The sequence below is a fragment of the Stenotrophomonas sp. 22692 genome, from assembly GCF_052045015.1.
In the GTDB taxonomy this organism is placed as follows: Bacteria; Pseudomonadota; Gammaproteobacteria; order Xanthomonadales; family Xanthomonadaceae; genus Stenotrophomonas; species Stenotrophomonas geniculata.
In genome coordinates, this window is record NZ_JBQEMR010000038.1 from 1 (window position 1) to 17,930 (window position 17,930).

The 17,930-nt window shown below is 67.4% G+C and carries 18 protein-coding genes; 5 read left to right on the forward strand and 13 right to left on the reverse strand.

What is annotated here, in order from left to right:
* The 3 genes from ACTJJM_RS17960 to ACTJJM_RS17970 form a co-directional block, all read right to left on the reverse strand.
* On the reverse strand, nucleotides 1–383 hold a 383-nt coding region (locus ACTJJM_RS17960), incomplete at its 3' end, for a DUF4288 domain-containing protein (protein ID WP_440865864.1).
* Between the two features lie 157 nt (nucleotides 384–540).
* Nucleotides 541–1,029 carry a DUF2867 domain-containing protein gene (locus ACTJJM_RS17965; protein ID WP_395136557.1) on the reverse strand — a complete coding sequence of 163 codons (489 nt, stop codon included), beginning with the start codon at nucleotides 1,027–1,029 and terminating at the stop codon, nucleotides 541–543.
* Between the two features lie 14 nt (nucleotides 1,030–1,043).
* Nucleotides 1,044–1,706, reverse strand: coding sequence for a serine/threonine-protein kinase (locus ACTJJM_RS17970; protein ID WP_049412071.1), 663 nt, complete (start codon nucleotides 1,704–1,706; stop codon nucleotides 1,044–1,046).
* Nucleotides 1,707–1,791: 85 nt separating this feature from the next.
* On the opposite strand from ACTJJM_RS17970, the gene ACTJJM_RS17975 reads away from it, so the two are divergent.
* On the forward strand, nucleotides 1,792–3,786 hold the full coding sequence (locus tag ACTJJM_RS17975) for a bifunctional DedA family/phosphatase PAP2 family protein (RefSeq protein WP_440865865.1): 1,995 nt from the start codon (nucleotides 1,792–1,794) through the stop codon (nucleotides 3,784–3,786).
* 56 nt (nucleotides 3,787–3,842) lie between these two features.
* Here the strand turns inward: ACTJJM_RS17975 and ACTJJM_RS17980 are convergent, their stop codons facing one another.
* The 3 genes from ACTJJM_RS17980 to ACTJJM_RS17990 all read right to left on the reverse strand — a co-directional run bounded on the left by ACTJJM_RS17980 (nucleotide 3,843) and on the right by ACTJJM_RS17990 (nucleotide 6,677).
* Nucleotides 3,843–4,421, reverse strand: a complete 579-nt coding sequence (locus tag ACTJJM_RS17980) for an LON peptidase substrate-binding domain-containing protein (protein ID WP_019338782.1) — start codon at nucleotides 4,419–4,421, stop codon at nucleotides 3,843–3,845.
* A complete protein-coding gene (gene mpl, locus ACTJJM_RS17985; protein WP_019338783.1) occupies nucleotides 4,418–5,782 on the reverse strand; it encodes a UDP-N-acetylmuramate:L-alanyl-gamma-D-glutamyl-meso-diaminopimelate ligase in 1,365 nt (454 codons plus the stop codon). Before mpl ends, ACTJJM_RS17980 begins: the two co-directional genes overlap by 4 nt.
* A 331-nt stretch (nucleotides 5,783–6,113) precedes the next feature.
* On the reverse strand, nucleotides 6,114–6,677 hold the full coding sequence (locus tag ACTJJM_RS17990) for an adenylate kinase (RefSeq protein WP_019662016.1): 564 nt from the start codon (nucleotides 6,675–6,677) through the stop codon (nucleotides 6,114–6,116).
* A 136-nt stretch (nucleotides 6,678–6,813) separates the two neighbouring features.
* Here ACTJJM_RS17990 and ACTJJM_RS17995 point away from each other — a divergent pair, with 136 nt between their 5' ends.
* Both ACTJJM_RS17995 and ACTJJM_RS18000 read left to right on the forward strand, forming a co-directional pair.
* Nucleotides 6,814–8,070: a 6-phosphofructokinase gene (locus ACTJJM_RS17995; protein WP_049453652.1), complete on the forward strand. Its 1,257-nt coding sequence runs from the start codon at nucleotides 6,814–6,816 to the stop codon at nucleotides 8,068–8,070.
* Between the two features lie 26 nt (nucleotides 8,071–8,096).
* On the forward strand, nucleotides 8,097–8,489 hold the full coding sequence (locus tag ACTJJM_RS18000; RefSeq protein WP_241873487.1) for a DUF488 family protein, N3 subclade: 393 nt from the start codon (nucleotides 8,097–8,099) through the stop codon (nucleotides 8,487–8,489).
* 74 nt (nucleotides 8,490–8,563) lie between these two features.
* On the opposite strand, the gene ACTJJM_RS18005 is transcribed toward ACTJJM_RS18000, so the two are convergent.
* On the reverse strand, nucleotides 8,564–9,067 hold the full coding sequence (locus ACTJJM_RS18005; protein WP_010484000.1) for a hypothetical protein: 504 nt from the start codon (nucleotides 9,065–9,067) through the stop codon (nucleotides 8,564–8,566).
* Nucleotides 9,068–9,399: 332 nt separating this feature from the next.
* Between ACTJJM_RS18005 and ACTJJM_RS18010 the strand changes: the two genes are divergently transcribed.
* The gene (locus ACTJJM_RS18010; RefSeq protein WP_049453648.1) at nucleotides 9,400–11,427 is read left to right on the forward strand and encodes a sodium-translocating pyrophosphatase; all 2,028 of its coding nucleotides are present in this window, start codon (nucleotides 9,400–9,402) and stop codon (nucleotides 11,425–11,427) included.
* 79 nt (nucleotides 11,428–11,506) lie between these two features.
* Here ACTJJM_RS18010 and ACTJJM_RS18015 read toward each other — a convergent pair whose 3' ends face one another.
* From ACTJJM_RS18015 to ACTJJM_RS18035, 5 genes are read right to left on the reverse strand one after another with little or no spacing between them, the layout of a single operon-like run.
* On the reverse strand, nucleotides 11,507–12,226 hold the full coding sequence (locus ACTJJM_RS18015; protein ID WP_057502939.1) for an energy transducer TonB: 720 nt from the start codon (nucleotides 12,224–12,226) through the stop codon (nucleotides 11,507–11,509).
* Nucleotides 12,223–12,648 (reverse strand): TonB system transport protein ExbD, encoded by a 426-nt coding sequence (exbD, locus tag ACTJJM_RS18020; RefSeq protein WP_159360548.1) that lies wholly within the window; start codon nucleotides 12,646–12,648, stop codon nucleotides 12,223–12,225. Before exbD ends, ACTJJM_RS18015 begins: the two co-directional genes overlap by 4 nt.
* 9 nt (nucleotides 12,649–12,657) lie before the next feature.
* Complete coding sequence (gene exbB, locus ACTJJM_RS18025; protein WP_440865866.1) at nucleotides 12,658–13,386, reverse strand: tonB-system energizer ExbB; 729 nt, start codon at nucleotides 13,384–13,386, stop codon at nucleotides 12,658–12,660.
* Nucleotides 13,373–13,840, reverse strand: coding sequence for a YbaN family protein (locus ACTJJM_RS18030; protein WP_043400233.1), 468 nt, complete (start codon nucleotides 13,838–13,840; stop codon nucleotides 13,373–13,375). Before ACTJJM_RS18030 ends, exbB begins: the two co-directional genes overlap by 14 nt.
* A 31-nt stretch (nucleotides 13,841–13,871) precedes the next feature.
* On the reverse strand, nucleotides 13,872–14,459 hold the full coding sequence (locus ACTJJM_RS18035) for a biliverdin-producing heme oxygenase (RefSeq protein ID WP_053443478.1): 588 nt from the start codon (nucleotides 14,457–14,459) through the stop codon (nucleotides 13,872–13,874).
* Nucleotides 14,460–14,565: 106 nt separating this feature from the next.
* On the opposite strand from ACTJJM_RS18035, the gene ACTJJM_RS18040 reads away from it, so the two are divergent.
* A complete protein-coding gene (locus tag ACTJJM_RS18040; RefSeq protein WP_029550886.1) occupies nucleotides 14,566–14,823 on the forward strand; it encodes a DUF2789 domain-containing protein in 258 nt (85 codons plus the stop codon).
* 150 nt (nucleotides 14,824–14,973) lie between these two features.
* On the opposite strand, the gene ACTJJM_RS18045 is transcribed toward ACTJJM_RS18040, so the two are convergent.
* Nucleotides 14,974–17,892 carry a TonB-dependent receptor domain-containing protein gene (locus ACTJJM_RS18045; protein ID WP_440865867.1) on the reverse strand — a complete coding sequence of 973 codons (2,919 nt, stop codon included), beginning with the start codon at nucleotides 17,890–17,892 and terminating at the stop codon, nucleotides 14,974–14,976.
* Nucleotides 17,893–17,930 lie beyond the last annotated feature (38 nt).

Consider the following 17,930-nt stretch of genomic DNA (forward strand, 5'->3'; position numbering starts at 1 on the left):
CGCCGTTGTGCTGCTTCCAGCGCAGCAACGGCAACGACAAAGGAGTCAGCACCACGGGCAAGCCGTTTCACCTGATCCAACGTATCCACCGCCATCACGGAGTACGTGACCTCCACGCCGGAGTGCAGGCGCCCCTCGGCGGTGTCCTGACCAGGCTCCACAGATATCAGCTTGCGGATTCCGGCGAATCGATAAAGGTACGGCCTACCGTCTTCACCCACCAGGCGGCCGGTCAGATCCTCATACCCGGAAGCAAGCGCTTCTGCATTCTCAAGAGCGTGTTCATCGTTGTCGGCACTGATCAGGTACACGTTCTCATGCACCAGGAACGAGCCCTGGCCTGGGCTCTCGTAATAGAAAATTGCGTGCGCGCAATACCACATGCATCACCTCGATCATTCTCTTGCGGATTGTCCCTGGTTTGGATGTCGCGAGCCTTCTGCTGCCGATGGAATCCACATTCATGCGGCACTGGGCAATGAGCCGTTTAGCCGTTGAGCAGCCCGCGGATCACAAACCGCATCCACGCATGGCGTGGATCTACCGGTACGCCTGCACCTGCTTCTCCAGCAGATGCGGCACGATCAGCCGATGCAACGGCGCAACCGGCAGCATGTATACACGCCCGAACGCGTTGTGCGTATGCACCACGGTCGCCACTTCCAGCACGTCGCCCTGCCACTGCAGGGCCAGCTGCACACGCAAGTGGCGGTCGTTGTCCTCCAGCACGATGGCATCGTCATCCATCGACTGCAGGGTGAAGATGCCCAGCCGCTGGCCGGGTTGAGGATCTTCGACAACCTGCACCGCCCGCAACGAGCCCAGATGCTTCATGCCGAGCAGGCGCATGCCGTGGTTGCGCAGCGCCATCAGCCCATCGAACCAGCCGGGAATGGTCGCCGCCATGTCGCGGTAGGCCTGCAGTGCGGTACGCCCGTCGCGCCGGGTGGTGGCCTGACAGGCGTGCACGAAGTCGGCACCAGGCAACTGCGCACGCAACACATTGCCCGCGCTCGGCGGGCCGGTCACTATCCGCGAAGCCTTCACGGCTTGGGCCCCTGCCCTTCGTTGTCTTCCCAATGCAGGATGCGGCGGGTGACGAAGCGGTAGACCGGCTTGCCGGTAGCAAACCACAGTTCGCGCACCCACGAGGTGCGCTTGAGCAACCGCTTCTCCACCGGCGTAAGCAATTCACGGCAGTACATGCGCTTGTGCTTGAGCAGGTGGCGCAGGTCCTCGCGGGCCAGCAGGCGCATCCAGCGCGAGCGAGGGTTGCCGATCACCGCCAGCTGGAAGTCGATCAGCGCCGGCCGTCCATCTTCAGTGACCAGCCAGTTGGCTTCCTTGGCCAGATCGTTGTGGGCCACGCCTTTGCGATGCAGCTGCTGCAGCAGCCGGCGCGCGGCGCGGAACCAGGCCAGGTCGCCGCGCGGCGGACGCTGGTACATGGCGTCGCCGGCCATGAAGCTGCGATCCAGGTGATGGCCATTCCAGGCCAGCAGCTGCGGTACGTCGGCCATGCCGTGAATGTGCTGCAGCGCGCGGGCCTCGCGGCGGGCCAGCCACCATGCAGGCAGCCGCAACCACAGCGGCGTGGCGCCAAGATCACGGCGCACAAAGGGACCATCGGGCCCTTTCACAAGGAGGATCCGGCCGAAGCTGTCGGCCTTCAAAGCATGCGGTTGAGCGTCGGGCGTATGCGGCATGGGCCCATTCTAGGCGATGGCACTGGTTGCAAACGGTCACCAAGCGGCTGGGAACCAGTCACCTTCACGCCCCTATAATCGGACAATGGACTCTTCATGGATCGACGCCACGCTCGCGTGGATTGCCGCTCACCCCGTGCTGGCGGGCGCCGTTATCTTCCTCATCGCCTTCTGCGATGCGGTCATCATTCTTGGCGCCATCGTGCCGGCGCTGCCACTGCTGTTCGCGGTGGGCGTGTTCATCGGCCTGGGCCAGATCTCCGGGCCGTACGCGGTGGCGGCGGCAGCCCTGGGCGCGTTCGCCGGTGACGGCATCAGTTACTGGATCGGCCGCCGCTGGGGCGACCGGCTGCGTGGCGTGTGGCCGTTCAGCCGCTACCCGCAGCTGCTCGACCGCGGCGAGAACCTGTTCCGCCGCAACGCCTTCAAAAGCATCCTGATCGCGCGCTACGTCGGCGCGATCCGCCCGTTCGTGCCGGCCATCGCCGGCATGATGAAGATGCCGGCCAGCCGCTACGTACAGGCCAGCGGCATCGCCAGCATCTCCTGGGCCGTGTTGTTCCTGGCCCCGGGCTGGATCCTCGGTGAGGCGTATGACGCGGTGGCGGCCGTGGCCGGGCGACTGGTAGTGGTGGTCGGCCTGCTGGCGGTGATCCTCGGCCTGGTCTGGGCCATCGTGCTGTACGGCTACCGCTGGTCGGCCGCGCGCATGGACAACTGGCTGGCACGCCTGCTGGACTGGTCCAACCGCCACCCCACGCTGGGCCGCTATACCGTCGGCGTGCTTGATCCCAAGCGCCGTGAATCGGTGCCGCTGGCGATGCTGGCGTTGATGCTGCTGGTACTGGGCTGGGGCTGGTTCGCATTGTTGACCGTGGTGGTCGCGCACGGCGAGCCGCTGGCAATCGACCTGCTGGTGCACCAGGCCATGCTGGCGCTGCGTAACCCGCTGGCCGATTACCCGATGGCCGCGCTGGCGTCGCTGGGCGCCTGGCAGGTACTGCTGCCGGCCACCGCTGCAGCGATGGGCTACCTGATCTGGCGCCGGCGCTGGATGGCGGCCGCACATTGGCTGGCCGCCCTCGCCTTCGGCCTGGCGCTGACCATGCTGCTCGGCGCCACCGTGGATGTGGTGCGCCCGGTCGACGCCAGCAGCGGCTTCGGCTTCCCTTCGGTGTCGGTGACCATGGCCACCATCACCTTCGGCTTCTTCGCAGTGCTGATCGCGCGTGAGATGCCCGGCCGCACCCGCGTCTGGCCGTACCTGGTGTCGGGCATCGTGGTCAGCCTGATCGGCTTCTCGCGCCTGTACCTGGGTGCGCATTGGCTGAGCGACGTGATCGGCGGCATGCTGTTCGGCACGTTCTGGCTGCTGGTGCTGGGCATCGCCTACCGCCGCCGCTTCAACCGCTCGTTCTGGGTGAAGCCGGTGGCCTGGCTGTTCTACGGCGTCTTCGCCGTGGCGGCCATGTGCTATGCGCCACGTAACATCCCGGTGAAGCTGGAACGCTTCGAGCCGACCCTGCCGGCCCCGCAGGCGATGGACATGCAGGCCTGGTGGCAGCACGACTGGGTGCAGCTGCCGGCGCGTCGCAACGAGTTCGACGACGATCAGCGCTGGCCGCTGGACGTGCAGGTGGCCGGCCCGCTGGCACCGCTGCAGGCGCAGCTGGAAGCACGCGGCTGGAAGCGGCAGGAACAGGCGGGCTGGCAACAGGCGCTGCTGATGCTGGACAAGAACACCGGCGCCGACGAACTACCGGTGCTGCCGGCCACGCTGGACACCCGCGTGGAAGCACTGCTGATGGTGCGCCAGGGCGCGCAGCCGGATGAGCGCTATGTGCTGCGCCTGTGGCCGGCGCCTGCGCAGTTGCAGCCGGGCAGCACGCCGCTGTGGCTGGGCAGCGCGCAGACCCTGCGCTACGAGCGCCACTTCGAATGGATCGGCATGTGGCACCCGCTGCGTGGCGTCGACCCGGCATTGAATGCCGTGAAGGACGCCGTGCAGGACCTGCCGCAGCGCGAGGATGTGCACAGCGAAACCGGGTTGCCGGTGCTGCGGTTGAAGACCACACCGTGATGGAGCCGCCGGGCATGGCCCGGCGGAGGTAGATCCACGCCATGCGTGGATGGCTTCTACGGCATCCAGCCCAGCAACTGCTGCAGTCGCTGGTGCGGGTCGTCCATCTGCAGCAGCTGCAACCGCTGCTGCTCGCTCAGCGGCAACAGCTCGGCCAGCCGCCAGCCGACCCAGCTGGCCTGGTCCAGCAACGCCGGGTTGGCCGGTGCATAGGCTTCACCCGCCTGTTCGATGATGTGCCCCAGCACCGTGGCCAGCAGCGCATGCTGCGGCCGCAGTTCGTCGTCGGGGTCTTCCTCGCACCAGCGCACATCGGCCACCACCAGCCCGTTGTCGCGCACACGGGTGCGCTCGACATGGAAGCGGCGGGTGCCGCGCAGACGCAACTGCAGCACGCCGTCGGCGCCGACATCGAAGTCTTCGATGCGTACCTGCACGCCATACGCGGCCGGCGTTGCCGGGGCTCCCACTTCCTGGCCGTCGAGGATCAGGCAGACACCAAAGCCCTCACCACTGCGGCCGCTGTCGCGTACCAGATCCAGGTAGCGCCGTTCGAACACGCGCAGGCCCACCGCCGCACCTGGCACCAGCGTGGTGTGCAGCGGAAACAGCGGCAGCGAACCGTCGACGCTCATCGGGCCTGCAGCGCGGCAAGGAAGCGGCGCGGTGCGCCGTCGAAGCCACCGTTGGACATGAACACCACGTGGTCACCCCTGCGCGCGCTGGCCTGCAATTGCGCCAGCAGCGCGTCGGTATCGGGCACCGCGTGCGCTTCGCCACGCACTGCGGCGATCACCGCAGCAGCATCCCAGGCCAGTTCCGGGCGATGCAGGAACACCACTTCATCGGCCAGCGCCAGCGAGGGTGCCAGCGCCTGCGCGTGTGCGCCCAGCCGCATCGAATTGCTGCGCGGCTCCATCGCGACCACGATGCGCGCATCGCCCACCTTGGCGCGCAGCCCTTCCAGCGTGGTGGCGATTGCGGTCGGGTGGTGGGCGAAATCGTCGTAGACGGTGATGCCCTCATGGCTGCCGATCACTTCCATGCGGCGCTTGACGCTGCGGAAGCGCGCCAGCGCCGGGATCACCTCGGCCGGCGCAACACCCACCGCATGTGCGGCTGCCAGCGCCGCCAGGCCGTTGAGCACGTTGTGGCGGCCCAGCAACGACCACTGCACATCACCCAGTGCCTGCCCGCGGTGGTGCACGCGGAACGCGCTGCCATCGGCAGCCAGCAGTTCCGCATGCCACTCCAGCGATGGATCGAAGCCGAAGCGCTCGATCGGGGTCCAGCAGCCCATCGCCAGCACTTCGGCCAGATGCTGATCCTCGCCATTGACGATCAGTCGGCCACGCGCCGGCACCGTGCGCACCAGGTGATGGAACTGGCGCTGGATCGCGGCCACGTCCGGGAAGATGTCGGCGTGGTCGTATTCAAGGTTGTTGAGGATGGCCACCAGCGGCCGGTAGTGCACGAACTTGCTGCGCTTGTCGAAGAAGGCGGTGTCGTACTCGTCGGCCTCGACCACGAACTCGCGGCCCTGGCCCAGGCGGGCGGAGACGCCGAAATCCTCGGCGACGCCGCCGATCAGGAAACCGGGCGAACGACCGGCGCTTTCCAGCAGCCAGGTCAGGATGGTGGTGGTGGTGGTCTTGCCGTGGGTGCCGGCCACGGCCAGCGTGTCACGGCCCGGCAGCACCTGTTCGGACAGCCACTGGGCACCGGAAATGTAGCGCTGGCCGGCGTCGAGCACGGCCTCAACGGCGGCATTGCCGCGCGAGAGTGCGTTGCCGATCACCACCTCGTCGGTGCCCGGTGGCACGCTGTCGGCGCGGTAGCCCTGGTCCAGGGTGATACCCAGCTGCTCGAGCTGGGTCGACATCGGCGGATAGATGGCCTGGTCGCTGCCACTGACCGTATGGCCCAGTTCCCGCGCCAGGGCGGCCACGCCGCCCATGAAGGTGCCGGCGATTGCAAGGATATGTACGCTGCTCATGACCGAGGATTGTGACCGATGACGGCTGTATAGGGCCAATGTCCGATCCGGGGTAAGACAAGTCCTACACAGGATGTGAGGAAACTCCAATCATCTGTCAGGGAAATCCCGATAGCGATGTTCTGTGAACCCGGACACAATTCGAACTGCCAGCCGCAGTACCCGAACCGGTCCTACTCCCCAAGAGGCCATCCCCAAGGGAGCTCATGCTGCGGGGCCCTGAGCAAGCCCTCTGCTGGCGCCTATCAAACGACACAGGCCTGATCCTCACGGACCAGGCCTGTGTTTTTTTCTGCGCCCGTGCGGCCGGCAGCACGCCGGCCCCGCCGGGTCAGGCGTTGATCGCCGCCAGGATGCGGGCTTCGATCTCGTCCAGCTCACCGACGCCGTCAACCCGGGCCAGGGTGCCGCGGCCAGCGTAGAAGTCCACCACCGGGGCGGTCTGCTCGTTGTAGACCTGCAGGCGCTGGCGCACCGCTTCCGGGTTGTCATCGGCGCGGCCCTGCTCCTTGGCGCGGCCGGCGATGCGGTCCACCAGCAGTTCGGTGGGCACGTCCAGCTGCACCACCGCGTCCAGCGGCTGGCCGATCTTGGCCAGCAGGCCGTCCATCGCATTGGCCTGGGCCACGTTGCGCGGGTAGCCATCGAGGATGAAGCCCTTGGCGACATCGGCCTGGGTCAGGCGCGACTCCAGCATGCCCAGCAGGATGTCGTCCGACACCAGGTTGCCGGCATCCATCACCGTCTTGGCCTGCTTGCCCAGCTCCGTGCCGGCGGCGATTTCCGCGCGCAGCATGTCACCGGTCGAAATGTGGGCGATCCCCAGCTTTTCCTTCAGGCGCGTCGCCTGTGTCCCCTTGCCCGAACCGGGCGGTCCCAACAGAACCAATCGCATTGACCTGACTCCAACGTGTTGAAAACAAAGAAGGTTCGCGTCCCGGACGGACCGGTATCGCTGCACCGCAATAGCGCCACTTTACCGCATCCGGGTAATGTCCCTGCAATGTCCCCTCCCCCGAGCAGGTAGAAGCATGCGCAACGGTACTCTCCTCTACGCCCAGTCCGGCGGTGTCACCGCGGTCATCAATGCCACGGCGGCAGCGGTGATCGAGCAGGCCCGGGCCAAGGGCATCAAGGTCCTTGCCGCCCGCAACGGCATCCTCGGCGCGCTGCGCGAGGAGCTGATCGACACCAGCAAGGAGAGCGCCGCCGCGATCCGCGCCCTGGCCCATACCCCGGGTGGCGCCTTCGGCTCGTGCCGGGTGAAGCTGAAATCGCTGGACGCCGACCGCGCCCGCTACGACCGCCTGCTGGAGGTGCTGCGCGCGCACGACGTGCGCTGGTTCCTCTACAACGGCGGCAACGACTCGGCCGATACCGCGCTGAAAGTCTCGCAGCTGGCCAAGGCCTCCGGCTACGACCTGACCTGCATCGGCGTGCCCAAGACCATCGACAACGACCTGGCAGTGACCGACACCTGCCCCGGCTTCGGCTCGGCGGCCAAGTACACCGCCGTCTCGGTGCGTGAAGCGGCGCTGGACGTGGCGGCGATGGCCGAAACCTCCACCCGCGTTTTCATCTACGAGGCCATGGGCCGCCACGCGGGCTGGCTGGCTGCGGCCGCCGGCCTTGCCGGCAACGGCGATGACGAAGCGCCGCACATCATCCTGCTGCCCGAACGCGCCTATGACGAGGCGACGTTCCTGGCCAAGGTCAAGGCCGTGGTCGACCGCGTCGGCTACTGCGTGGTGGTGGCGTCGGAAGGCATCGCCACCGCCGATGGCCGCTTCGTCGCCGATGCCGGTGGCGGCAAGGACTCGTTCGGGCACTCGCAGCTGGGCGGCGTGGCCGCGCACCTGGCTGGCCGGGTCAAGGACCAGCTGGGCCTGAAGGTCCATTGGGCGCTGCCCGATTACCTGCAGCGCTCGGCCCGCCACCTGGCCAGCAGGACCGACTGGGAGCAGGCGCAGGCGGTCGGCAAGGCCGCGGTGCAGCTGGCGCTGAAGGGCCAGAACGGGGTGATGCCGGTGATCGTGCGCAGCAGCGACGCACCGTACCGCTGGAAGATCGAAGCGGCGCCGCTGTCGAAGATCGCCAACCATGAAAAGAAGATGCCCGCCGGCTTCATCCGCCGCGACGGCTTCGGTATCACCGCCAAGGCGCGCGCCTACCTGTCACCGCTGATCAAGGGCGAAGCCCCGCTGCCGTATGGCACCGATGGACTGCCGAAGTACGTCACGCTGAAGAACGTGGCGGTGAAGCAGAAGCTGCCGCCGTTCGAGGGCTGACCCGAAAAAGGGGACGGAGGAACACCATGGCACTGCGTGTTGTTCGATTGGGTACACCACGTGCGCCCGGCGAGGGACTGCGTATCGGTACCGTGCGGCGCCCGCCGCGCGGCGTGCCGCGCAGCGAGTTCGCCCGGCAGGACTGGTATGACGTCTGGTTCCCGACCCTGTCACCCAGCGCCGAGCTGGTGAAGCAGGCGCATGAGGCGAAGTCGGCCGCCGACTGGACTGCGTTCTTCCGTCACTACAAGGCCGAGATGAGGGCGCCGGATGCGGCCCACGCGCTGGACCTGCTGGCCGCGATGTCACGGCACAGCGACATCAGCGTAGGGTGCTACTGCGAGGACGAAGCGCATTGCCATCGCAAGGCATTACGCGAGTTGCTGGTAGCGCGGGGGGCGAAGCCGGCCGGAGAATGATGGCGCGCCGCAGTAGATCCACGCCATGCGTGGATGCGGCATCGGTGCCGACCAACGGTCGGCACCCACCTGTATCAATTACAGGCCTTGCCTTCCATCTGCAGCTGCGCGGCGAACATGGTCACCTGTGGAATCTGGCCGGCCGCGGCCTGCTTCTTGGCCTCTTCCAGATAGATGCGCGACTGGCCCTGACCGTCCAGCTCGACCTTGTTGCTCGACGGCAGTCGCCACACGCGCACCACCGCCTGCTGTGCCGGGCATGCTGCGCTGGGCACGCGGATCACATCATTGAGCTTCCAGCCCTTGTCGGCACTTGGCTGTGCCTTGGCGTAGTCGACGAAGCGCGCGCGTGGCTGGCACTGCTCACTGGTCCGCACCGGCGCAAAGCGGTACGGCTCGGCCGCCTGGCCGGTGAAGGCACCTTCCAGGCGCGCGCAGGCCTCGGGGATCTGCCGCAGGGTGTGCACTGCGCCCACTGCCTGGGGAGCGCCCACGGCGCGCTGCAGCTCCGGGGTTTCCGCGGCGAGTGCCGGTACGGCCGGGACCAGGGCGGCAAGCATCAACAGGGACAGGCGCATGGGGAATCTCCTACGGGACTGTGCGCAGGCTTGCAGAGGCTGGCTTAACGGGGTGCAAAGGCCTGCGGCTCTCGAATCTTGCCCCTGGCCCGGCGCCATGCGCCGCGGCTCGCAGGAGCCAGTCGAGCACGGCCTCTGGAAGCCAGTCGAGCATGGCTCGACTCTACAAGTGGCGGCACGCATACTGCGGGCACCAGGGAATGCTGAACACCGCCATACGTCGGACGACCACCAAGGTCGGTACGGGTTGGTTCCAGGCTGCAGCCCGTCGTCCCCCTCGTGGTGCCGTTCATCGCCACTGGATGCCTACATCCATTCTGCGGAGGGGTCTAATGCTGGAACGTCACGGGCTTTCATTGGCGCTGGGCTGCGCCATTCTCGCGATCCTGTTCGGAATCGTCTCGGCGCGCTGGATCCTGCGCCAACCCACCGGCAATGAACGCATGGTCGCGATCGCCACCGCGATCCAGGAAGGTGCGCGTGCCTACCTCAACCGCCAGTACCTGACCATCGGCGTGGCCGGCGTGGTGCTGTTCGTGCTGGTCGGTGTGTTCCTCAGCTGGTACACCGCGATCGGCTTCGCGGTCGGCGCGGTGCTGTCCGGCGCGGCCGGCTACATCGGCATGAACGTGTCGGTACGCGCCAACGTGCGCACCGCCGAGGCCGCACGCCATGGCATCAGTGCGGCGATGGACGTCGCCTTCCGCGGCGGTGCGATCACCGGCATGCTGGTGGTCGGCCTGGGCCTGCTGGGTGTGGCCGGCTATTACGCACTGCTGCTGCGGATGGGCCTGCCGATGGAACAGGCGCTGCACGCGCTGGTCGGTCTGGCGTTCGGTTCGTCGCTGATCTCGATCTTCGCGCGTCTGGGCGGTGGCATCTTCACCAAGGGCGCCGACGTCGGCGCCGATCTGGTCGGCAAGGTGGAAGCCGGCATTCCCGAGGATGACCCGCGCAACCCGGCGGTGATCGCCGACAACGTCGGTGACAACGTCGGCGACTGTGCCGGCATGGCCGCCGATCTGTTCGAGACCTATGCGGTCACCGTGATCGCCACCATGCTGCTGGGCAGCCTGATGCTGGCCGAGGCGGGCGCCAATGCCGTGCTGTATCCGCTGGTGCTGGGCGGTGTGTCGATCATTGCATCGATCATCGGTGCGCTGTTCGTCAAGGTGAAGCCTGGCGGCTCGATCATGGGCGCGTTGTACAAGGGCGTGATCGTCTCCGGCGTGCTGGCCGCGATCGCGTTCTACCCGATCACCACCGGGCTGATGGCCGACAATGTGCATGGTCCCATCGCGCTGTATGGATGCGCGCTGATCGGCCTGGTCCTGACCGGCCTGATCGTGTGGATCACCGAGTACTACACCGGCACCCAGTACAAGCCGGTGCAGCACGTGGCGCAGGCGTCGACCACCGGCCACGGCACCAACATCATCGCAGGCCTCGGCATCTCGATGAAGTCCACTGCACTGCCGGTCGTGGCGGTGTGTGCGGCGATCTGGGGCGCGTTCGCGCTGGGCGGCCTGTACGGCATCGCCATCGCCGCCACCGCGATGCTGTCGATGGCCGGCATGATCGTCGCCCTCGATGCCTATGGACCGATCACCGACAACGCTGGCGGCATCGCCGAGATGGCCGAGCTGCCCTCGGAGATCCGCGACATCACCGATCCACTGGATGCGGTGGGCAACACCACCAAGGCGGTGACCAAGGGCTATGCGATCGGCTCGGCGGCGCTGGCCGCACTGGTGCTGTTCGCCGACTACACGCACAACCTGCAGGCCGCGCATCCCGGCCAGGAGTTCCGCTTCGATCTCAGCGACCACACGGTGATCATCGGCCTGCTGATCGGTGGCCTGATCCCCTACCTGTTCGGTGCGATGGCGATGGAAGCGGTCGGTCGTGCGGCTGGCGCGGTGGTAGAGGAAGTGCGGCGCCAGTTCCGCGAGATCCCCGGAATCATGCAGGGCACCGGCAAGCCGCAGTACGACAAAGCGGTGGACATGCTGACCCGTTCGGCGATCCGCGAAATGATCGTGCCGTCGCTGTTGCCGGTGGCGGTACCGGTGGTGGTCGGCCTGCTGCTGGGGCCGCGCGCACTGGGCGGCCTGTTGATCGGTACGATCGTGACCGGCCTGTTCGTGGCCATCTCGATGACCACCGGCGGCGGCGCCTGGGACAACGCCAAGAAGTACATCGAGGATGGCCACTTCGGTGGCAAGGGGAGCGAAGCGCACAAGGCCGCGGTGACCGGCGATACCGTCGGTGACCCGTACAAGGACACCGCCGGCCCGGCGATCAATCCGCTGATCAAGATCATCAACATCGTGGCGTTGCTGCTGGTGCCGCTGTTGTAGATCCACGCCGTGCGTGGATGGCGGCGCCGAATGGGGTCAGCGCCCTTTCCTGCGGAAAGGGATCCGACCCCATCGTCAATCACCGCCCGCGCAGGAAGAAGGACACCGGCACCATCACATCCACCGGGTCGCCGGCTACCTCGGCCGGCGGCGCCGGTACCGGGCTGGCACGTCGCACGGTGTCCAGCGTCTCCTGGTCGAGCAACGCGAAGCCACTGCTGCGGCCCAGTGTCAGCCCCGAGACCGCGCCATCCCGGGCCACGGCAAAACGCACGTAGACCACGCCCTGCTGGCGCAGCCGCTCGGCCTGGCGCGGATAGCGCCGATGCTTCTGCAGATGCCCGAGCAGGCGCCCCTCCCAGGTGGCCTCGGCGCGACTGCGCTCGCCGGCGGTGGTCTGCGGTGCGGTGTAGCGTGCGGCCGCGTCGGCCGCCACCTGCGGCGGTGCGCTGGTCTGCGCGACATTGGCCTCGGCGGTGTCCGGCGAGGGCGTCGGCTCCGGCGTACGCGGCGGTGGCAGGTCACCCTGCGGCTGCACCGGTGCCTTGGGTTGCTCACGCAGGGCCGGTTTCGGCGCCTGTCGCTGCTGTTGCTGTTGCAGCGGCCCAGTGGCAACCTCGCGCGGCGGCACCGGAGGCGCCTGTGCCATCGGCGCCAGCTCCAGCATCAATGCAGCGGGCGGCGCTGCGGCGGCCACCGCCGGTGCGCGCGCCGCCCACCAGCAGGCCACGCTGACCAGCAACGCATGCACCAGCAGCACGATCGCCAGGCTGGTCGCCCAGCGCCGCAGTCCGCTCATCGCGCGCCCTGCTCCAGTCCAACCAGTGCCACCTTCAGGTAGCCCGCCGCACGCAGCGCATCCAGCGTTGCCATCAGTTCACCGTAAGGCACGCGGGTATCGGCACGCAGGAACAGGCGTTGCGAGGTGTCACCGTGGGTGGCTACCTGCAGCGCAGCGGCCAGCCCGTCGCGTGCCACCGCCTGCTCGCCGACACGCAGCGACAGATCGGCCTGCACGGTCACGTACACCGGCGCCTGTTCCGGCGGCGTGGCACCGGCGCTGCTGGCCGGCAGCTGCACCGGTACCGACACGGTGGCCAGCGGTGCCGCCACCATGAAGATGATCAACAGCACCAGCATCACATCGATGAAGGGCGTGACGTTGATCTCGTGCGATTCTTCCGGCGTGTCGTCGCGGTCGGACGCGGTCCTGATGGCCATCGTCGCCTCTCAGTGCACCGCACGCAGCGACGCCGCTGCAGCGCGTGGAACGGCGCGGTCGAGATCGCGCGAGACCAGCTGCTGAACGGCGGCCGACAGATCACCAAGCAGCCCTCGCAGGCCGGCCAGCACACGGCTGAAGTGGTTGTAGACCAGCACTGCGGGAATCGCCGCGACCAGGCCGAGTGCCGTCGCCAGCAGCGCCTCGGCGATGCCGGGCGCAACTACCGCCAGGTGGGTGGTGTTGCTGTGCGCGATGCCGATGAAACTGTTCATGATGCCCCACACCGTGCCGAACAGGCCGACAAAGGGCGCCACCGCGCCGATGCTGGCGAGCACACCGATGCCGCGCCGCTGCACGCGCGCGGTCTCCAGCTCGATACGGTCCAGGCGCGAGGCGATGCGTTCCTTGATGCCGTCGCGCCCTTCCAGATCCTGCGACAGGCGCAGTTCGGTGCGGGCCGCATCCAACATCGCCAGCGCAGTGCCCTGCTGCACACTGGCCTCGGCGCTCTCGCCGGGCAGGCTCGGCGCCTGCAGCAACAGCGCGCGCGCCGCCCGCAGCTGCCGGGCCTGGCGAGCCAGCTCCCAGCCCTTTGCCAGCAGCACGGTCCAGGTGGCCAGCGACGCCAATGCCAGCGCGATCATCACGGCTTTCACCACCACGTCGGCGGCCAGGTACATGCCCCACGGGGTCAGTGCAGGGGCGGCCACAGGGGCCAGGTCAGCAGGCAGCATCGTCTCGGTTTCCATCAGCATCAGAGGTCGCTGCGCGACGACGGGCCGCGCGCGGATCATTGGCGTCGTCCACTTCCACGACCGGATTGGGCTCCAGCCGCGGTGCGGGTCGACTGAGCACGTAGCCGGCGCTGACGGCGAAGAACAGGCCCACGCCCAGCAGCAGGCGCCACGACGGGTGCGCGCCCCAACAGAACAGGGCAAAGCCCACCGCCATGCCGGCACTGGCGAACGCCTTGCCCTTGCGCGACACCGCCCCCTGCTCACGCCACAGCCGCAGTGACGGGCCGTAGCGCGGATGCGCCAGCAGGCGCTGCTCGAACTTCGGCGAGCTGCGTGCGAAGCAACCCACGGCCAGGATCAGGAAGATGGTGGTCGGCATCACCGGCAGCAACGCGCCGATTACCCCGAGGCCGACCATCAACCAGCCCAGCGCGAACCAGAGCCAGCGCATCAGCGTTGCGCCTGCGGGCGCGCGCCGTGCATCAGGCGAATTCCACTTCGACGTGGCCGTGCACGCTGCGGAACGCGGCATCGGCTGCGTCGATCACCTGCTGCTCCTGCTCGGCACTCAGCGGCACCGCGTCCAGCGCGGCGGTGAACTCACGCCAGTGGCGTGCCGCACCATCCGGGTGCGCGGCCAGGTGGCGGGCGCCGAAGTCACGGTCCAGCCCGAGCTTGGCGGCCATCTTGTAGAGAATGGTGCCGCCGAGGTTGGAGCCTTCGGCTACGTACAGCCAGCCAAGGGCGGCCGGCAGCGCCAGGTCCGAGGGCAGCGCGTCGATGTCCGCGCCTGGCAGGGTCTGCTCCAGGTCCTGCAGGTCGCGCGCGACCTGGGTCAGGCGGCGGCGCTCACCGAGATCGGGCAGCAGTGCGTCCAGCGCAGGGTTGGCATACAGCGCATCGATGCTGCGGTGGAACCGATACTGCACGCGCAGGAAACGGGCGAAATTACTGCGGTCGGCGAAGATGTCGCCGGCCATGATGCGCTTGTCCAGGGCACCGTGGCTGTCGCGGGTGGCGGCCTTGAGCCGCAGGCTGCGGCTGTCTTCGGGAGCGATGTGTGCGTTCATGGGGGATGCCAAGGGGGTCGTCGTGCTGTAGACGTTCGCCGCGGGGCTTTCCCCAAGGCCGTGTGCGCCGATAATGGACCATCCCTTCTTCCAGCAGGAACCGATGATGATCACCACCGAACCGCGCATGACCAACCTGTTCCTGCAGCTGGGCCTGGACGCCAGCGCCGAGGCCATCGCCCGTTTCATCCGCGAGCACCAGCTGGCCACCGACGTTGAAGTGGTCGAGGCCCCCTACTGGAACGATGCCCAGCGCCAGTTCCTGTCCGAATCGCTGCAGGCCGATGCGGCATGGAGCACGGTGGTGGATGAGCTGAACGAGTCGCTGCACGAAGATGCGGTGAAGGCTTCGACCGGGCTGTAAACAGACGCCGGGCATGGCCCGGCGCTGGCGATCACACGGCGGAAGCGGTGCGAACCAAGGTCCGCACCCACCGAGGGCGGTCGGAGCCCGATGGGGTCAGAGCCCTTTCCTCAGGAAAGGGATCCAACCCCACCGCCCATCCACGATCGGTCAGTACTTCCAGGTCAACGCCAGCCGCGCGGTGCGGCCCGGTGCCGGCATCACGCCCAGCGCCAGCGGGTCCAGGTAATAGCGGTCGGTCAGGTTGTCCACGCCTGCTTCCACCGACAGCTGGTCGTTGAAGCTCCAGCTGGCAAACAGGTCCACCAGCGTGGTTGGCCGGTACAGCTGCTGGATCGCCGACAGGCCCACGTTCCAGTCCTTGTCCAGCTTGCTGATCGGGCCGGCGTTGTGGACCACGCGGGTGCCGAAGGTCAGGCGCTCGTCGAACAGGCGCGAGCCCAGGGTCAGGTTGACCATGTAGCGCGGCGGATTCTGTGTATTGGTGTACGAACCCTCGAAGCCGCCGTCCACGCAGTTGGGCGTGTTGGCCAGTTCATCGTTCTTGCGCTGTGCACCATAGGCGCGGCGCTCTGCGGCGATGTCCGGCGCGCAGGTCTTGGCGTTGAAGTAGTAGTGCGCGGAAAGATCGGCAAACACCTTGCCGCTGTCATAGCTGGACTGGAACTCCATGCCCGAGACCTTGAACTGGTCGACGTTGCGGATCAGGCCCGCCGACAGCGTGCGGTAGTCACGGGTGATCAGGTCGTCGATGCGGGTATCGAAGTACGCCAGCTTCAGCGCCAGGCGGTCGCCGGCGGTGAACAGGTCGTAGCGGAGGGTGCTGGCACCGATTTCCCAGCTGCGCGCACGCTCCGGCTTCAGCTCGCCCACCGGCTTGGCGGCGGTGAACAGGCCCAGCGTGGTCTCGAACAGGCTCGGCAGCTTGGTGCCTTCGGCGTACTTCACGTAGACCATGGTGTCTTCGCTGAAGCGATAGGCCACGCTGGCCGTCGGCGAGAACGCGGTGTCACGACGGCGGATCGGCTGCGACCACGTCCAGCTGACCGGCACTTCCAGGTCCTGCGGCTTGCCGGCGTCGTAGAAGTTCCAGCCACCGATGTCGCCCACCGTGCCCTTCTTGTACGGTGAGGCCAGCAGCGACTCCTGGGTGAAGTTGCCGTTGGCATCCGGATACCAGTTCAGCAGCGCGATGCGCTTGGCCCGCCACGACGGCAGCGCCGGGTTGCCATTGAGCAGTTCGGTGTAACGGTACTGGCCCTGTACCTCATAGGCGTCGGGCGTGGCCAGGCGGTTGCGGTCATGCACATCCACGCGGTTCCAGCGTCCGCCGGCCAGCAGTTCCCAATGCTCATCGGGCTGCCACTTCAGCGAGGCCACGGCACTGTATTCCTTGCGCTCGGCGTTGCGCAGGAAGCGGTTGTTGACCAGATCGTCGTGCATGACCGGCCCCGAACTGCCCGGCGCGATGTCTTCGTCGCTGTAGGACAGGCCGTAGTCGAAGGTGAACGCACCAGCACGAGTGTCGAACTTCGAGGTGTTGCTGGCATCCAGGCCGAAGCGCTTCTGTCGCAGCGGATTGCGGTAGGCATCCTTGTAGCCGGGGTCGCCGCTGAAGCTGGGCGCGTCATACCACTCGGTGCGGCGGTCGAAGTACCACGGGGTGATGCCGGTCAGGCTGTTGTACATCACGCTGTCGGTATCGGTGTATGTGGCGTTGACACGCAGGTCGATCAGCTCGCTGTCCGGATTGAAGCGGTAGCGCAGGGTGTAGCTGTCCATGTCGACATGGCCCGGGTCCCACTGCGGAATGCGATCGCGGTCGACGCGGATGATCTGCGAGGCCATGATCTCGCCGGCGGTGCCTTCGTAGCGGCGGTAGCCCGCTTCCAGCGTCTGCGCATCGTCGATGCGCCAGGTGCCCTTGAGCAGCGCCGACTTCGAACGCGACGAGGTGTTGAACACTTCGGTACGCGGCGGATTCAGCGGTGCCAGCGTGCGACGGGTCTGCGGGAAGTCGTCGTAACCGTGCTTGCCGGAGAAATAGTTGCCGTTGTCGCGGTAAGCATAGGCGGCGACCAGATCGAAGCGGTCCCAGTGACCGGCTGCGGCCACGTTGAAGAACTGGCTGCCGGTGGCGCTGCGGTCGGAACGCGGCGCGGCGCTATAGGACGGCAGGTTGTTGGCGCTGGCGTTGGCCAGGCCGCCACGCACGCGTACGCCGAAGTCACGGCCTTCGCGCAGCACGTCACCGATCTTCAGCGTCTCCATCTCGACCACGCCACCGATGCCACCGGAGGCGTTGGCCTGCAGGCTCGGGCCCTTGGTGATGGTCAGGCTGGAGATCAGGTCCGGGTCGAGGTAGGTGCGCTGTGACTGGCCGGCATAGCCGCGGTAGGTATCCATGCTGGACTGGCCGCCATCGATGATCACCGGCACGCGGCCCTGGCCCTGGATGCCGCGGATGTTGACGTCGAAGCCGTTGCCCACGCGCGGATCGCCAGCGGTGACGCCGGCCACGCCCTTGATGATGTCGCCATTGGAGGTGCCGCGGAAGCGCTCCAGGTGCGTGCGGTTGAGCGTAGTGGTGGAACCGACGCTGCGATAGCTGTCGAGCAGGCCCGCCTCATCGCTGGTCGCGCCACTGTCGACGCGATCGCCGGCCACGCTGAGCGTGTCGGTGACGATCACACCGCTGTCGGCCTGCACCGGCGTCGCCGCTTCCAGAGTGACTGCATCTGCGCTGACCCGGCGCACCGCCAGGCCACTGCCCTGCAACAGCTGCTGCAGCGCCTCGTTGGCCGGCAGGCTGCCATTGACCGCACGCGAGGTTACGCCCTGGGCCAGGGTGGCCGGATACACGACCTGCACGCCGGACTGGCGCATATAGCTGCGCAGCGCTTCATCCAGCGGCTGCGCCGGAATGTCGAAGCGCTGCACGGCAGCGTGGTTGCGGGTGGCGCTCTGTGCCAGCACGGACGGTGCGGCGCTGGCCAGGCCGGCGGCCAACAGGGCGATGCACAGGCGGGACGGGCGCAGCACGCGGCCCGGGCGGTGGGAGTCGAACATGGGGAACCTGTCAGGTAATCGGTGCCGCAGGCGCGGCG

Coding starts and splice junctions, on each gene's coding strand:
- ACTJJM_RS17970 (WP_049412071.1), bottom strand. CDS start 1,706: ATGCCGCATACGCCCGACGCTCAACCGCATGCTTTGAAGGCCGACAGC.
- ACTJJM_RS17975 (WP_440865865.1), top strand. CDS start 1,792: ATGGACTCTTCATGGATCGACGCCACGCTCGCGTGGATTGCCGCTCAC.
- ACTJJM_RS17980 (WP_019338782.1), bottom strand. CDS start 4,421: ATGAGCGTCGACGGTTCGCTGCCGCTGTTTCCGCTGCACACCACGCTG.
- mpl (WP_019338783.1), bottom strand. CDS start 5,782: ATGAGCAGCGTACATATCCTTGCAATCGCCGGCACCTTCATGGGCGGC.
- ACTJJM_RS17990 (WP_019662016.1), bottom strand. CDS start 6,677: ATGCGATTGGTTCTGTTGGGACCGCCCGGTTCGGGCAAGGGGACACAG.
- ACTJJM_RS17995 (WP_049453652.1), top strand. CDS start 6,814: ATGCGCAACGGTACTCTCCTCTACGCCCAGTCCGGCGGTGTCACCGCG.
- ACTJJM_RS18000 (WP_241873487.1), top strand. CDS start 8,097: ATGGCACTGCGTGTTGTTCGATTGGGTACACCACGTGCGCCCGGCGAG.
- ACTJJM_RS18005 (WP_010484000.1), bottom strand. CDS start 9,067: ATGCGCCTGTCCCTGTTGATGCTTGCCGCCCTGGTCCCGGCCGTACCG.
- ACTJJM_RS18010 (WP_049453648.1), top strand. CDS start 9,400: ATGCTGGAACGTCACGGGCTTTCATTGGCGCTGGGCTGCGCCATTCTC.
- ACTJJM_RS18015 (WP_057502939.1), bottom strand. CDS start 12,226: ATGAGCGGACTGCGGCGCTGGGCGACCAGCCTGGCGATCGTGCTGCTG.
- exbD (WP_159360548.1), bottom strand. CDS start 12,648: ATGGCCATCAGGACCGCGTCCGACCGCGACGACACGCCGGAAGAATCG.
- exbB (WP_440865866.1), bottom strand. CDS start 13,386: ATGCTGCCTGCTGACCTGGCCCCTGTGGCCGCCCCTGCACTGACCCCG.
- ACTJJM_RS18030 (WP_043400233.1), bottom strand. CDS start 13,840: ATGCGCTGGCTCTGGTTCGCGCTGGGCTGGTTGATGGTCGGCCTCGGG.
- ACTJJM_RS18035 (WP_053443478.1), bottom strand. CDS start 14,459: ATGAACGCACACATCGCTCCCGAAGACAGCCGCAGCCTGCGGCTCAAG.
- ACTJJM_RS18040 (WP_029550886.1), top strand. CDS start 14,566: ATGATCACCACCGAACCGCGCATGACCAACCTGTTCCTGCAGCTGGGC.
- ACTJJM_RS18045 (WP_440865867.1), bottom strand. CDS start 17,892: ATGTTCGACTCCCACCGCCCGGGCCGCGTGCTGCGCCCGTCCCGCCTG.